The organism is Thalassotalea sp. Sam97, from assembly GCF_041379765.1.
Lineage (GTDB): Bacteria > Pseudomonadota > Gammaproteobacteria > Enterobacterales > Alteromonadaceae > Thalassotalea_A > Thalassotalea_A maritima.
This window is the reverse complement of record NZ_CP166919.1, coordinates 589960-604799: the sequence shown is the minus strand read 5'-3', so window position 1 is coordinate 604799 and position 14840 is coordinate 589960. Positions and strand designations below refer to the sequence as shown.

General features: G+C 42.6%; 13 protein-coding genes. 6 read left to right on the top strand and 7 right to left on the bottom strand.

Features of this window, described 5'->3' with window-relative positions:
* Positions 1–130 precede the first annotated feature (130 nt).
* Entirely contained in the window at positions 131–673 is a 543-nt protein-coding gene (tadA, locus tag ACAX20_RS02605; RefSeq protein ID WP_371188348.1) for a tRNA adenosine(34) deaminase TadA, read from the top strand.
* Between the two features lie 46 nt (positions 674–719).
* Here tadA and ACAX20_RS02600 read toward each other — a convergent pair whose 3' ends face one another.
* Entirely contained in the window at positions 720–857 is a 138-nt protein-coding gene (locus tag ACAX20_RS02600; RefSeq protein WP_371188347.1) for a hypothetical protein, read from the bottom strand.
* Between the two features lie 94 nt (positions 858–951).
* Positions 952–2424, bottom strand: coding sequence for a membrane-bound lytic murein transglycosylase MltF (gene mltF / locus ACAX20_RS02595; protein ID WP_371188346.1), 1473 nt, complete (start codon positions 2422–2424; stop codon positions 952–954).
* Positions 2425–2678: 254 nt separating this feature from the next.
* Here mltF and purL point away from each other — a divergent pair, with 254 nt between their 5' ends.
* The 4 genes from purL to ACAX20_RS02575 all read left to right on the top strand — a co-directional run bounded on the left by purL (position 2679) and on the right by ACAX20_RS02575 (position 9051).
* Positions 2679–6599, top strand: a complete 3921-nt coding sequence (gene purL, locus ACAX20_RS02590; protein WP_371188345.1) for a phosphoribosylformylglycinamidine synthase — start codon at positions 2679–2681, stop codon at positions 6597–6599.
* 212 nt (positions 6600–6811) lie between these two features.
* On the top strand, positions 6812–7225 hold the full coding sequence (locus ACAX20_RS02585) for an NINE protein (protein ID WP_371188344.1): 414 nt from the start codon (positions 6812–6814) through the stop codon (positions 7223–7225).
* A gap of 261 nt (positions 7226–7486) precedes the next feature.
* Entirely contained in the window at positions 7487–8098 is a 612-nt protein-coding gene (locus ACAX20_RS02580) for a LysE family translocator (RefSeq protein ID WP_371188342.1), read from the top strand.
* Between the two features lie 278 nt (positions 8099–8376).
* Positions 8377–9051 carry a nitroreductase family protein gene (locus ACAX20_RS02575; protein WP_371188340.1) on the top strand — a complete coding sequence of 225 codons (675 nt, stop codon included), beginning with the start codon at positions 8377–8379 and terminating at the stop codon, positions 9049–9051.
* An 87-nt stretch (positions 9052–9138) separates the two neighbouring features.
* On the opposite strand, the gene ACAX20_RS02570 is transcribed toward ACAX20_RS02575, so the two are convergent.
* The 5 genes from ACAX20_RS02570 to ACAX20_RS02550 form a co-directional block, all read right to left on the bottom strand.
* On the bottom strand, positions 9139–9813 hold the full coding sequence (locus ACAX20_RS02570; protein ID WP_371188339.1) for a peptidylprolyl isomerase: 675 nt from the start codon (positions 9811–9813) through the stop codon (positions 9139–9141).
* Between the two features lie 207 nt (positions 9814–10020).
* Positions 10021–10605, bottom strand: coding sequence for an ACP phosphodiesterase (locus ACAX20_RS02565; RefSeq protein WP_371188337.1), 585 nt, complete (start codon positions 10603–10605; stop codon positions 10021–10023).
* A gap of 7 nt (positions 10606–10612) precedes the next feature.
* Entirely contained in the window at positions 10613–10834 is a 222-nt protein-coding gene (locus ACAX20_RS02560; protein ID WP_371188336.1) for a hypothetical protein, read from the bottom strand.
* Positions 10835–10859: 25 nt separating this feature from the next.
* Complete coding sequence (locus ACAX20_RS02555) at positions 10860–11231, bottom strand: ribonuclease E inhibitor RraB (protein ID WP_371188334.1); 372 nt, start codon at positions 11229–11231, stop codon at positions 10860–10862.
* Between the two features lie 136 nt (positions 11232–11367).
* Entirely contained in the window at positions 11368–11730 is a 363-nt protein-coding gene (locus ACAX20_RS02550; RefSeq protein ID WP_371188332.1) for a hypothetical protein, read from the bottom strand.
* A gap of 148 nt (positions 11731–11878) precedes the next feature.
* Between ACAX20_RS02550 and ACAX20_RS02545 the strand changes: the two genes are divergently transcribed.
* On the top strand, positions 11879–14752 hold the full coding sequence (locus ACAX20_RS02545; protein WP_371188330.1) for a prolyl oligopeptidase family serine peptidase: 2874 nt from the start codon (positions 11879–11881) through the stop codon (positions 14750–14752).
* Positions 14753–14840: the final 88 nt, after the last annotated feature.

Here is a 14840-nt window from a genome sequence, read left to right as displayed (position 1 = left end):
ATTGGTTATTACTTACTAAAAAGTAGCAAATATTAAGCCATAATAAATGTATATTTTTATCAGAGACTTATATAATTGCCAGGTATTCACAGCGCGAAAGCACACTAACTTTTATGTAAATTGACCAATCATGAGCGAAATACAACAAGCAAACCTAAGCACCGATCAATACTTTATGGCGCAAGCATTATTGCAAGCTGATAAAGCAGAGCAAATAGGTGAGATCCCCGTTGGCGCGGTTGTCGTTTGCGATGACAAAATCATCGCCAAAGGTTTTAATCAATCGATAACTAGCCATGATCCATCTGCACATGCTGAAATGATCGCCTTGCGTGCTGCTGGTAAAGTGATTGAAAATTATCGCATGCTCGACTGCACCTTGTACGTCACCTTAGAGCCTTGCCCGATGTGTGCGGGGTTATTAGTGCACAGCCGCATAAAGCGCGTGGTGTTTGGTGCCAAAGACTTAAAAACCGGCGCCTGTGGCAGTATTTTTAATTTGGCTCAACATCAACAACTCAACCATCAGGTAGACATAGAGCAAGGTATATTAGAGCAACAATGCGCAGATAAATTGTCGAACTTCTTTAAACGTCGCAGAGCAGAAAAAAAAGCCAAAAAGAAAGCGTTACGAGCACAGCAGGCGCTCGAACAGGTGAATAATAACAAGTAAAGCAATCACTGCGCACATCTATGCGGCTAGTGTCGCGTAATATGGGTTACTGGTCGTCGTCTTTTACCGCCAATTCCGCGCGAAAATAAAGACGATAACGACCATTGATTTTGCGTTGCTGAGTTTTGGTTAAGCGACGTCGCGCATTCGACGTAACACTGCGCTTTCTCATTTTTAATTTCATTGTGTTCTCCTTGTCATGCAGTGTATCTATTCAAGATGACACTATGATGACAGCTCCCCATCAAATTCAACTAAGCAAGGGTGGCCATACACAATTAGTTTGCAGGTACGGCTTCCTCTGCTTCTTCGGTTTCTTCGCTTCCTTTAGGCTGTGGTATTAAATTATTTTTTTCTTCACCTTCAGGACGGCTATTTTTTTGGTTTTCCATAAACACTAAGGTGTCGTAATAAGCGCGAATATTCTCGACATATTTGGACGCCTCATCACCACGGGCATAACCGTATTTAGTTTGTTTATAATATTTACGTTGTTTTAGCAATGGCAAGCGCTGTTTTACATCCAACCAGCGGTCAGGATCACCACCTTGTTGCTCTGTTAATTTACGTGCATCATTAACATGCCCTAAACCAACATTGTATGACGCCAAGGCAAACCAAATTCTATCGGGCTCTTGAATTCGTTCAGGAATACGCTCGATAAGTGACGCTAAATACTTCGAACCACCCCGAATACTTTGTTCGGGATCGGTACGAACGGTAACCCCCATTTCTTTTGCTGTTGGCATGGTTAACATCATCATGCCACGCACCCCGGTATAAGAGCGAGCCAGTGGCTCCCAATGGGATTCTTGATAAGCAACCGCGGCAATAAAACGCCAGTCTAATTCACCGCTGTAGCGTTTAAACATGGCTTCATATTTAGGAAGTTTAGATTCTATCGCACGAATAAATGCACGGTTATCGACATAATCAAACTCCCTAACATGACCATAATATTTGTCTTCGATTTTGTATACTGTACCGTCATGGATAGCTTCACCAAAAAACTCGATCAATGAGGCCAACAGGGTATCATCGGCGTTCTTATTGAGCATCCAAGCAATGGGTTTTTCCTCTTGCAGTGTCAATGCTACCGCCAACTCAGGATACATGCGGCGATTTAACGCCAGTGCGTTAGAATCTGCTACCGTGAAATCGATTTCCTCGTCTAGTACCTGTTGTAATAACTCATCAGCATCGTATTCATCAGTTGCGTCCCAAGTTAAGTTAGGGTGAGTTTCTTTTAGCTTTGTGAGGTTTTCATCGTGACTTGAATAGCGCACAACACGCAAGTCACCTTTTAAATTTTCCAGCTTACGAGGCCACGTTTTGCCCTGTTTAAATACCAATTTTTGACTGACTTTGGCGTAACTTGGACTAAAGCGATATTTTTTTAAACGCTCTTCTGTAACCGACAAACCGGCGGCGAGAAAGTCGGCTTGCTCAGTTTCGAGTAAATTAAAGAGTTCAATAAGAGAGTATGTGGGCACAACCGTTAGCTTAACACCTAGATAGTCTGCATAGGCTTTAGCGAGCTCATATTCAAATCCTGTTGATCTATCAGCACCCGCAATATAATTGTGAGGACCATATAAGGTGCCAACGCGTAATTCACCGCGCTCAATAATTGCCGCTAAGCCAGCATCGGTTTGCTCACGCTCACAACTGCCAAGCAGTAGCGCTGACAAAAGCAAAAAGCTGAAAATTAAGGCATTTCTGATGTTGCGTTTCGTATTAATCGTATCCATAACAAAGTCATTGTGATGTCATTTGAAAAAATTTTACAGCTTTTTTTTAAATTAACCGTATTCAAAGGCTTTCCCTCTTACTAATTGCGCGGTTTTCTTTTATAATGCGCGCGAAAAAACAGCATCGCGATCGCCCAATAATAATAACGCGCTAACTAAAGCAATAAATATCGATATGAGTATCAATTCCACTGCCTATATAAGTATAAGCAGTGGAATCGATATTCATTAATAAAACTTAGGTGAGAGAAACTATGGAAATCTTACGTGGCGCTCCTGCGCTTTCTGATTTCAGAATTAATAAGCTTAAAAAACAGTGCGAGCAACTGAACCTACCGGTGACAGATATCTACGCCGAGTTCATGCACTTCAGTCATCAAAGCGCCGAGCTTTCAGCTGACGAGTTAAGCAAGCTAGCAAAGCTATTAACCTACGGCCCAAAAATTGAAGAGCACGAACCACAAGGTACTTTACTCCTTGTAACCCCTCGCCCAGGCACTATCTCACCTTGGTCTTCTAAAGCGACCGACATTGCCCACAACTGTGGCCTTGATAAAATCATCCGTCTTGAACGTGGCCTTGCGTACTACGTAACAACATCAGCAGAACTTACAGAACAACAAAGCGCTGATCTTGCCTCGCTAATTCACGACCGTATGATGGAAACCATCTTTACTGATAGCAGCGATGCACACGTACTATTTGCCACAGCAGAACCGGGTAAATTAAAATCAGTTGATATTTTAACTGGTGGTCGTGACGCACTTGTTAAAGCCAACATCGAGTTAGGCTTAGCTCTTGCTGAAGACGAGATTGACTACTTAGTAGAGAACTTCACTGAGCTTGGTCGTAACCCTAACGACATCGAACTTTACATGTTCGCGCAAGCAAACTCAGAGCACTGTCGTCACAAGATCTTTAACGCCGATTGGACTATCGACGGTCAAGAGCAGCCTAAATCGCTGTTCAAAATGATCAAAAACACCTACGAAACCAACCCAGATAACGTACTAAGCGCTTACAAAGATAACGCTGCAGTAATGGTTGGTTCAGAAGCTGGTCGTTTCTTCCCAGATCCAGAAACTAACGAGTACGCCTACAACGTTGAAGACATCAACATTCTTATGAAAGTTGAAACTCATAACCACCCTACGGCCATTTCACCATTCCCAGGTGCGGCAACAGGCTCTGGTGGTGAAATTCGTGACGAAGGTGCAACCGGTATTGGTTCTAAACCAAAAGCAGGTTTGGTTGGTTTCTCTGTATCTAACCTACGTATTCCTGGTTTTGAACAACCGTGGGAAACCGACTTTGGTAAGCCAAGCCGTATCGTTAATGCATTAGACATTATGATGGAAGGCCCACTAGGTGGCGCAGCGTTTAACAACGAATTTGGTCGTCCAAACATTTTAGGTTACTTCCGTACTTACGAAGAAAACGTAAACTCGTTCAACGGTGAAGAAGTACGTGGTTACCACAAGCCAATCATGATCGCAGGTGGTTTAGGTAACATCCGTAGCGAGCACGTTGAAAAAGGTGAAATTGTTGTTGGTGCAGCGCTTATCGCCCTAGGTGGCCCAGCAATGAACATCGGTCTTGGTGGCGGTGCTGCGTCTTCAATGGCATCAGGTCAATCAGACGAAGATCTAGACTTTGCTTCGGTACAACGTGATAACCCTGAAATGGAGCGTCGTTGTCAGGAAGTTATCGACCGTTGTTGGCAACAAGGTGAAAATAACCCAATTCTATTCATCCACGATGTGGGTGCAGGTGGTCTATCAAACGCATTCCCAGAGCTAGTATCTGACGGCGGCCGTGGTGGTAACTTTGAACTTCGCAACGTACCAAACGACGAGCGTAGCATGTCACCACTAGAAATTTGGTGTAACGAATCACAAGAACGTTACGTATTAGCGGTAGCACCAGAGCGTGTAGAAGAGTTCCGTGCAATCTGTGAGCGTGAGCGCGCACCGTTTGCGGTAGTAGGTTACGCAACCGAAGAAGAGCACTTAACACTAACTGACAGCCACTTTGCTGATGACGAGTCACTTGCTAAGCCAATTGATTTACCACTAAACGTATTACTAGGTAAAACACCGAAAATGCACCGTGATGTTGAGTCACGCACAGAAACAGGTAAAGAACTTGAGCTAGCAGATGTTGATTTAGCTGATGCGGCAGACCGTTTATTACGTCTACCGACCATCGCTGAAAAAACCTTCCTTATCACCATTGGTGACCGTTCAGTAACTGGTATGGTTGCTCGTGACCAAATGGTTGGCCCATGGCAAGTTCCTGTAGCCGACTGTGCTGTTACTGCAGCAGCGCTTGATTCATACCACGGTGAAGCGATGTCTATGGGTGAAAGAACACCTGTAGCACTACTTAACTACGGTGCATCAGCACGATTAGCAGTAGCTGAGTCATTAACCAACATCGCAAGTGCCGATATTGGTGATTTAAACAACATCAAGCTTTCTGCTAACTGGATGGCAGCAGCGGGTCACCCAGGTGAAGATGCAGGTCTTTACGAAGCGGTTAAAGCCGTTGGTGAAGAATTATGTCCAGCTCTTGGCCTAACCATTCCTGTTGGTAAAGACTCAATGAGTATGAAAACTCAGTGGGAAGAGAACGGCGAAGAAAAAGCTGTTACTGCACCATTATCATTGGTTATTACTGCTTTCGGTCGTGTTGAAGATATCCGTAAAACCGTTACCCCAGAGCTTCGCACTGACAAAGGCGATTCTCGCATTGTTGCGATTGACCTTTCAAAAGGTAAGAACCGTTTAGGTGGTTCATGTATCGCTCAGGTTTACAAGCAATTAGGTACTGAGACACCAGACGTTGATAACGCGGAAGACTTAAAGAACTTCTTCAACTTAATTCAACACTTAGTACGTGATGAAAAACTAATAGCGTACCATGACCGTTCAGACGGTGGTTTATTCACAACCGTAGCTGAAATGGCGTTTGCTGGTCACACGGGTGTTGATATTGATATCAGCAAGCTTGCTGGTGACAACCTAAGCGTACTATTTAACGAAGAGCTTGGTGCGGTAATCCAAATCCGTGAAGACGACGTTGACGCAGTTCACGCAATCATTGAGCAATACGGCTTAATGGAATGTTTCACTGATATTGGTCGCATCAACAACGAAGACGTTATCCGCTTTACTCGTGACGGTGAAGAAGTACTAGCTAACACCCGTACTTACTACCGTACCGTTTGGGCAGAAACGACCTTCAAGATGCAGTCAATGCGTGACAACCCAGAGTGTGCAGAACAAGAGCACGCACAGAAGTTCGATACCGAAGATCCAGGTCTAAACGCGCACTTAACCTTCGACATCAACGAAGACATCGTTGCTGACTTAATCGCGAAAGACGCAACCGAAGAAAGCAACCCGAAAGTTGCTATCTTACGTGAGCAAGGTGTTAACTCACACGTTGAAATGGCAGCAGCTTTCGACCGTGCTGGCTTTATCACTGTTGACGTTCACATGTCAGACATCCTAGGTGGCCGTGTAGATCTTGCCAATTTCAAAGGCTTAGTTGCTTGTGGTGGCTTCTCTTACGGTGACGTACTAGGTGCTGGTGAAGGTTGGGCGAAATCAATCTTGTTCAACGACCAAGCGCGTGAAATGTTCAAGACCTTCTTCCACCGCGAAGACACCTTCTCATTAGGTGTATGTAACGGTTGTCAGATGCTTTCTAACTTAAAAGAAATCATCCCAGGTAGTGACCACTGGCCACACTTTGTACAAAACCGTTCAGAGCGTTTTGAAGCACGTTTCTCATTAGTTGAGATCCAAGAGTCGCCGTCAATCTTCTTCAAAGGTATGGAAGGTTCACGTATGCCTATCGCTGTATCTCACGGTGAAGGTCGTGCTGAGTTCGCTTCAGAAGACGCGATTGGCGTTGCAAATAACTCGGGCACTGTATCAATGCGTTACGTAAACAACTACGGTGATGTAACTGAGACATACCCTGCGAACCCTAACGGTTCACCTGACGGTATTACCTCTCTAACAACTACCGATGGCCGTGTAACCATTATGATGCCGCACCCTGAGCGAGTATTTAGAACGGTTGCTAACTCATGGCACCCAGACGAGTGGTTAGAAGACTCACCGTGGGTACGCATGTTCCGCAACGCCCGTAAGTTTGTTGGGTAATCACTAACTACTAGATACTAAAAAAGCGCCGCAAGGCGCTTTTTTATTTTAAATCCTAAGTCATAACTAATCTTAATAACAAACATTACCACTCATAAATTCGGCACATAAAAACCTAGATTGAAACACCGTTAAAATAATGTAAAAATCCAGTTTCCCTTAATCAAAAATGATCGAGGGTAGGATATATATAAAATAATAAGGAATGGTTCATGAGTGAACAAAACTATAGCGTTCAAATGAATATTGAAGGCAAAAATATATTAGTTGCATATTTACTGTGGTGGTTTTTAGGGTTTTTAGGCGTTCATCGTTTTTATTTAGGTCGCCCAAAGTCCGGTGTTGCTCAGTTAGTACTTTTAGCACTAGGCTTTGCTACATTGATCATCGTAATAGGTTATGTATTACTGATCGCTTTATTTGTATGGTGGTGCTTAGATGCATATTTTACATACAAAATTGTACAAGAAGAAAATGAAAAGCTAGGTGTACAAAATTCAACTATTAGCTTGAATAAAAATACCACAAGCTCAGATCTTGATAGTTTAGAAAAGCTTCACGGACTTTTCGAAAAAGGTGTCCTAACCAAGGAACAATACGAAGAAAAGAAAGCAGCACTTCTTTAGTCAGCTTTCTAAACCAGCTTCTGAAAAAGAAGCTGGTTTAATTTGTAACTTGTTAGTATTAATATCATTTGTGCTATTTGTTTAGCCTGTAAATGGCTTTCAGCTCTTCAATCATGCTGTAGTGTTATATCTAAATCTTCCACATCCGCCGTTATCCTCTAACTCGCCACAAACTTTAACATCACAAAGGCAGACATAGCCGTAAATATCCGTATAATGCGCGCTGATTTTGTTTGTTGTCCTCTTTTTTTTGTAGCCTGTATGATCACTGAATACCTTACTTATGCCACCATGTCAGCTTTAGTTGCTGCTTTGCCTGGTCCATCGAATTTTGTTGCCGCTGAAAATGGTGCAATGGCGGGTATGCGTAAATCGGGTGTGGCGGTAACCGGTCATATGGCGGCGATATTGATATTGGCGGCGCTATCAGCCATGGGCTTAACTAGCTTAGTGCTAGCCTCACCAACGGCATTTACACTGTTAAAGCTACTTGGTTGTAGCTACCTGTGCTATTTAGGCGTGAATATCATCCGCTCTGCGCGAGCTCAGGCTAGTGGAGCTGCAATGGTGGCTCGCTCGATTAAACGTCGCCATATGTGGCGTAAACACTTTACTGTGGCGATTACTAACCCTAAAGCGTTGTTGTTCTTTAGTGCACTGTTGCCGCAGTTTGTTGATGCATCTAAACCTATGGCGGAGCAGTTTATCCCGCTAATGAGCATTAGCATGTGTTCTGCGTTTACCTTTCCAATGCTGTATGCCTATGTGGGCAAAAAGTCCAATGCGTTAGCGATAAGCGATACGAATAAAGCGCGCATAAAAATGGCGTTTGGTGCCAGCTTTATTCTGTTTTCGTTGTCTTTACTTTGGTAAGCATTTACTAACAAAATTCTCACATATCAGGTCTAAATAAAAACTCGCGCCCCTAGCAAATCGACTAAAAAACCTGTCGCGACGGGGCACACAGAGAACATCACTCACTTACTATGACTAAACGGCATTGTTGATTGTCGTTGTTATTTCTTGTATTTGCTTGCTGCACTAGCTTCTTGTATTAACGACCATTTCCTGTTTATAGTGATTTTATTGGCAGTATACCTTTGTGTATGCGCTAGAGATCACCAATACAATAACAACAGGACGCTTTTACCATGCAAGATCATGATTGTTCACCGCTTAGCGATTTTATTGAATACCCACCAGAGCAAATGCGACAGCGCTCAGAGCAATTTCTTGCCGATATTTCACGCCGTCATTCCATTCGTAAATTTAGCGATAAGCCTGTTGCTAGGGAAATTATCGAAAACTGCATTAAAGCGGCAGGACGTGCGCCAAGTGGCGCCAATCACCAGCCATGGCATTTTTGTGCGATTGAATCGAGCGATGTGAAAAAGCAAATTCGCCAGCAAGCAGAATTACACGAGCAAGGCTTTTATAATGGTCGTGCGGGTGATGAATGGTTAGATGCGTTAAAACCATTAGGTACCGATGCAAGTAAACCTTATTTAGAAACTGCACCCTGGCTGATTGCTATTTTTAGCCAGAAAAAAGGTGGCCTTGATGTTAACGATCGTAACACCAATTACTACGTGCATGAATCGGTTGGTATTGCTACCGGCTTTTTAATTACTGCACTGCATAATGCAGGCCTCGCAACCCTAACTCATACGCCAAAGCCAATGTCGTTTTTAAATAAGATTTGTCAGCGCGATGATAACGAGCGCGCCTATATGTTGTTAATTGCTGGCTACCCAGCCGATGATGCTACCATCCCTAAACACGCGCAAACTAAAAAGCCATTTGACGATATTTGCAGTTTTTTATAAGGGCTAAAACAGCTAGAGTCGCGACATAAAAAAAGGTGTGGCAGTAATTAAACTGACACACCCTTTTTGATTACCTTAGAGCTTTAACTAATCTTGCTTTTTGTTTTTTACAATAATGCTAGACGTTAAAATTTTAATCTCTTTTTGTGGTTTACCACGTGGGCTACCTAACGCTTCGATTTTCTTTAAGGTTTCCATACCAGTAATAACTTTACCAAATACGGTGTGACGACCATCTAAAAACTTAGTGTCTTCAAAGGTAATAAAAAATTGTGAGCCATCACTACCCGGACCTGCATTTGCCATTGATAAAATACCCGCTTCAGCGTGAGTGGCATCTTTGTGGAACTCACCGTCATAACGGTAACCAGGGCCACCACGGCCTGTCCCCATAGGATCACCACCTTGCGCCATAAACTCAGGGATCACGCGGTGGAAAGTCAAATTGTCGTAAAAGCCTAACTTACTTAAGTAAATGGTGCTTGATACATGCATTGGCGCATATTGTGGCCATAGCTCGATGGTGATATCGCCTTGGTTGGTTCTTAAACGCCATATGTAGTTTTTATTTTCAGCAAAGGCAACTTGCGGAGGTTTAGGTAGGTTTTGCTTCCAGCCTTCTACGGTTTTATCAATGCGTTGTTCAGTGATAAAACTGCTAATTTGATGGGTCGCCGGATCGTTATCAACCAGTTTGCCAATAATCAGCATAACAATGGCAAACAAGCAAACGCCAGCGATTTTCTTTATAAATGAGTTCATAGTGACTCTTATCGTTATAGTGTTAGGTTGTGCAGTATATAAAAATAGCTCAACACCGACAACGATAAAGCCTTATATCAAAGCCTAAAACCAAACTTTGCAAAACCGTCACCTTGGTATTAAGTTTCCTTTAATGTGCAGTAATTGCATGTCAGTATAGCCGCTAAACAAACGGCTCGCTGATAATAACTGCGCAGTTAGTGAATGCTATTGTTCAATATTATGGTGTTGCACATGCGCTTGCAACTGCGGAAAAAACGTCAAAAAAGCCTGTTCAAATGCTTGATAGTGCAGCTCTACTTCACTAATCGCGCCAGCTAAATTGTTGTTAAAACGAATGCGCTTGGCGATTGAGTCTATCGCCTGCCCTGTTAATTGCATGCGATGATATCCAGACAGCCAATCATCTTGGCTCATCGACTCTACAACCCTAGGCATGCGCCCAGGTAATGAGTGTGGATATTGGTTAAGTAAGTCATAAACTTGCTGGCAGAAATCAGGCAAAGGCTGGGAGTGATATTGTTGCCAATGGCGAGCGAGAAAATGATCAAAAGCCACATCAATAATGAGTCCGGCAAAGCGGCGACGCTCAGTGGTTATGCGTGGTTTTAACTGGCGAACAATGGGATGGTTATCAGTGTATTTATCAATTAAGCGATGATTAAGGACGCCTTTAGCGGTTGCCGTGGGCAGTTCAGTAATATCGACCCCTTTCATAAAGTCGCCCATTAAGTTGCCAACCATCGAATATGTCGTGGGCTTGGCAAAATAAAGATGAGCTAAATAATTCACAGCTTACCTAAAGGTCGATATCAAGTTCTATATCTGTGCACCCCTTAGTACAAGCAATTTTAGCCGGATTGTTGGCTTGTTTTTCGTGAAATTTAATCACTTGCTTGCACCCTTGGCAATTCATGACGCGCCCCATTAATACCTTTTTAATGAGGGCTTTTTGATCGTTATACGATTTCGCCGTTAGCTTATTAAACGACTTCAGTTTTGATACATCGATTTGTGACATGCTGTAGTTCTAGCAAGTAAAATAGTTAACCTTGTGGAGGACAATACCAGCCATCGTAAACGCCATCAAATTTTCTTGCATGAGTTTCAAGTAAACTTTGATAAGCGACTATGTTGTCATAACTGGCCGCCATTTCAGGATAAGCAGTGATCTCCCATGGGTGTTCAGGATTTTCAAGGTAAGGGCAAAACGAAAGTTTCTGATTATTAGCAAGCAACAGTCCGCCAAATTTAAGCGCTAATTCTTGCGATGGGAAAATAACCGAAAATTGAATTTCTCGAGGGCGGTTTAAGTCGTCTCCTTCGAGCGCCATATGCCACAACATATTGCCATTTGCATCACTTGGGAACTTAGATGGATCGCGTCTAACAGCGCTACTTTTACTGGATTGTTCCATGATTTGCCTTACTTTTCACTTAACTTAGACTTGACCTACTATGAGCCGTTGTTGCTTGGGTTTTTCCCCGCAGTGCAACTTAAGTTATTAACTTTAAAGATATTAACGTAAGTTTAGCAGAACTTTTTAATTCTACTTAATCACCCGCTACCCGTTGCAGGGTGTAGCTTTCACCTGTAATCACATGTTGGTAGGTGAATTTTTTATCGGTTAATTCAACAATTTTATAAGCCTGATAATTGTCTTCATTATCCATATCCGCATCATACTGCTTGCGATCAATTATCTCACCTTTAGTGATGGTGAAATGGATATTACCGACGATGCCCCAGTCGCCAATTTCGGTCATTTCTTCAATTAACGTGCCGTCTTTTTTATAGGTATAAAACGTAAACGAGAAGCTGCCGTCGGCAAATAGTTGGGCAAATTCACTGTAGTTTTCATCGCTATCATGCTCGGCGCGATGCCAATTACCAATGGCTTGTTGTCTGTGATACATGGGCAAATTATCAATTTATGGTTTGTGCAAATTTATGCCTCAACCTTACCCTATTTATCGCCAATTTTCTGCTGTTAATCGGGAATAAGGTTGATTTGTTACGGTGAAACCGCATAATCGGAACAAACCATTGATGATCAGGCAAATTATGAAAACAAAAAACCTGTTAACTATGCCAAAACTCAGCTTGGCACTATCCGTAAGTATCGCCTCTTGTTTAAGTCCAATTACCATGGCCGAAGAGCAACGCCCTCTAGAAGTTACCGATGTTATGAAGTTTAAAGAGATTAAATCTCCACAGCTAAATGACAATGGTAATTGGTTATCATATGTAGCAAAGCCAGATCGTGGTGATAGTAGCTTTCATGTGATATCGACTATAAATGATAAAGCCTTTAGCGTTGAACTAGGTAGTTCTGGTAACGTATCTAGCGATGGTAAATACGCTGCGACGCTTATCAAGCCTAGTTTACTTGCAACCGAGCAAGCCAGTAAAAAAGAAAAGAAAAAGCTTAAAAACCAATTGAAGGTTATCAACCTAGCAACGGGTGCAGAAACACTAGCTGACAAAGTTGAAAGCTATCAACTAAGCGATGTCATTGGCTTTGTGGCCTTCACCAACAAGCAGACAGAACCAGAAAGCGACAAAGATGAAACAACGGCAACTAAAGAGTCAGCAGAAAAAAATGCTGAGCAAGTGTCATCAACGACCACTGAGAAGGCAGATAAAACAGAAACTGCCAAGTTGCATAACAGCAAGCGTATTAAATTCGATTTAACGATAACCAATTTAGCTAACGCGAATACCCAACAAATACAAAATGTTGACGCTTATAGTTTCTCACCTAACAAAGATCTATTGGTTTATTCGATCTCTACAGAAGACGGCAAAGACAACGGTTTATATGTGCTCAACCTTGCCGATAACAGTACTTCTGTAATCACCAAAACCGATGCAGCAAGCTTTGATCACTTAACTTGGAGCCACAATGGCGACCAGCTAGCGTTTTTAGCAGGCAGCTTTATCGACAAGAAAGATGTTCGCCAGCATAGTGTATACATTTGGGATGCCAACAAACAACGCATCAACAGCGTTGACATCAGTGAGCAACAAAACTGGTTTGTTAGCAATACTAATAAGCTGACATGGTCGGCCGATGACGAACGCTTATTCTTTGGTTTTAAACCTGTGGTTGCAGCAAGCGAGGATATTGATGCCAAACCAGAAAATCAACAAGACTTATATAACCTAGAAAAAATCACCTCAAAACGTGATCTGCAAGTTTGGCATGGCGACGATCCATTGATTAAGACCAATGAAAAATATCAATACGATCACGATAAAAAAGCCTTCTTTACCGCGGTATATCATGTTGATGATAAAGACGTGGTGATGCTTGCTGATAAGCAACTGATTAACGTTAAAGCGACAAACAATGAGCATGCTGTTGTTGGTCAGTCTGATTTAAAATACCGTAAACTACGGACTTGGGAAGGATTCTTTTCTGATTTCTACTTGGTCGATTTGGACGACGGTGATAAGCACCTTATCGCTGAAAAGTTAAGCAGCTATACCCCAGTAAAAGTTAGTGAATCTGGTCGTTACGCTGCTTACTATCAAGATGGTGCCTATTGGTCGTATGACAGCAAAAAAGACACCCGAGCCAACTTAACCGCGAACATCAATGTCAGCTTTGCTGATGAAGATCATGACTACCCATCGAAAGCGCCTGGTTATGGCATTGCCGGCTGGTTAGAAGACGATGAGGGCGTATTGGTTTACGACAAATACGATATTTGGTTATTACCTATCGATGGTGACGATGCCAGCTGTTTAACCTGTACTGTTGGTCGACCAAACTCACTGCGTTTTCGTATTAATGACCTTGATAAAGAAAATGATTTTTTTGCTGAAGATGAGTCGTTGCTGCTAACAAGCTACAACCATGAACTGAAAAACTACGGTTTTTATCAGCTAACATTAGACGGTGATGACGCGCCGAGCAAACTTGTTGAAGATAACAAAAGATATCGTTTTATTGGTAAAGCAAAAGACGCTGATAAAATCATCTTTAGTCGCGAGGACTTTAACGAATTTCCTGATATTTGGGTATCAGACTTAAACCCAGCCAATGGTAAAAAAATTACCGATGTTAACCCCCAAATTGATGAGTTTTTATGGGGTTCTCCAGAGCTTGTTGAATGGAATTCGTTAGATGGTGAAAAGCATCAAGGTATTTTAATCAAGCCAGCCAACTACATTGAAGGCATGCAATACCCTGTTGTGGTGTACTACTACCGCTTATTTAGCCAACGTATGTACGAGTTTAACCAAATGAAGGTTAACCATCGTCCGAACTTCCCACTTTATACATCAAATGGCTATGCCATCTTCTTACCGGATGTGCACTTTGATATAGGTACCCCAGGTGACTCGACCAACAAATCGATTTTACCGGGCCTGCAGAAAATCATCGACATGGGCGTTGCCGATCCAGATGCTATTGGCTTACACGGCCATAGCTGGAGCGGTTACCAAACCCTACAAGCGATTACCCAAACCGATATGTTCGCAGCAGCAGTGTCTGGCGCGCCCGTATCGAATATGACCAGTGCATACTCTGGCATTCGTTTAGGCACCGGTTTAGCACGTCAGTTCCAATACGAGCAAGGTCAAAGTCGCATTGGCGCCAGCATGTTTGAACGTCGTGATTTATACATTGAAAACTCACCGGTATTTTTTGCCGATCGTATTACCACACCACTGTTAATGCAGTTTGGTGATATCGATGATGCGGTACCATGGCAACAAGGTGTAGAAATGTATTTGGCTATGCGTCGATTAGATAAAAACGTGATTTTACTGCAATACGAAGGTGAGCCACATCACCTTAAGAAGTACCCTAACAAGGTCGACTACACCATTAAGATGATGCAATATTTTGATCATTACTTAAAAGGTAAGCCTGCACCAATCTGGATGACCGAAGGCGAAGCGTATCGCGAGAAGAAAGCGGATTAACAACTAAAATTTCGCATTCATTTAACGATAAAAGCACGGTACTAACCGTGCTTTTTTATTTTTAACGCGACCTTTAATGTTATTTAGC

Bases quoted from the DNA above. Each gene is read 5' to 3' on its own strand.
- purL (WP_371188345.1), top strand. From the start codon at position 2,679: ATGGAAATCTTACGTGGCGCTCCTGCGCTTTCTGATTTCAGAATTAAT.
- tadA (WP_371188348.1), top strand. From the start codon at position 131: ATGAGCGAAATACAACAAGCAAACCTAAGCACCGATCAATACTTTATG.
- ACAX20_RS02570 (WP_371188339.1), bottom strand. From the start codon at position 9,813: ATGAACTCATTTATAAAGAAAATCGCTGGCGTTTGCTTGTTTGCCATT.
- ACAX20_RS02545 (WP_371188330.1), top strand. From the start codon at position 11,879: ATGAAAACAAAAAACCTGTTAACTATGCCAAAACTCAGCTTGGCACTA.
- ACAX20_RS02580 (WP_371188342.1), top strand. From the start codon at position 7,487: ATGATCACTGAATACCTTACTTATGCCACCATGTCAGCTTTAGTTGCT.
- ACAX20_RS02585 (WP_371188344.1), top strand. From the start codon at position 6,812: ATGAGTGAACAAAACTATAGCGTTCAAATGAATATTGAAGGCAAAAAT.
- ACAX20_RS02600 (WP_371188347.1), bottom strand. From the start codon at position 857: ATGAAATTAAAAATGAGAAAGCGCAGTGTTACGTCGAATGCGCGACGT.
- ACAX20_RS02560 (WP_371188336.1), bottom strand. From the start codon at position 10,834: ATGTCACAAATCGATGTATCAAAACTGAAGTCGTTTAATAAGCTAACG.
- ACAX20_RS02555 (WP_371188334.1), bottom strand. From the start codon at position 11,231: ATGGAACAATCCAGTAAAAGTAGCGCTGTTAGACGCGATCCATCTAAG.
- ACAX20_RS02575 (WP_371188340.1), top strand. From the start codon at position 8,377: ATGCAAGATCATGATTGTTCACCGCTTAGCGATTTTATTGAATACCCA.
- ACAX20_RS02550 (WP_371188332.1), bottom strand. From the start codon at position 11,730: ATGTATCACAGACAACAAGCCATTGGTAATTGGCATCGCGCCGAGCAT.
- mltF (WP_371188346.1), bottom strand. From the start codon at position 2,424: ATGGATACGATTAATACGAAACGCAACATCAGAAATGCCTTAATTTTC.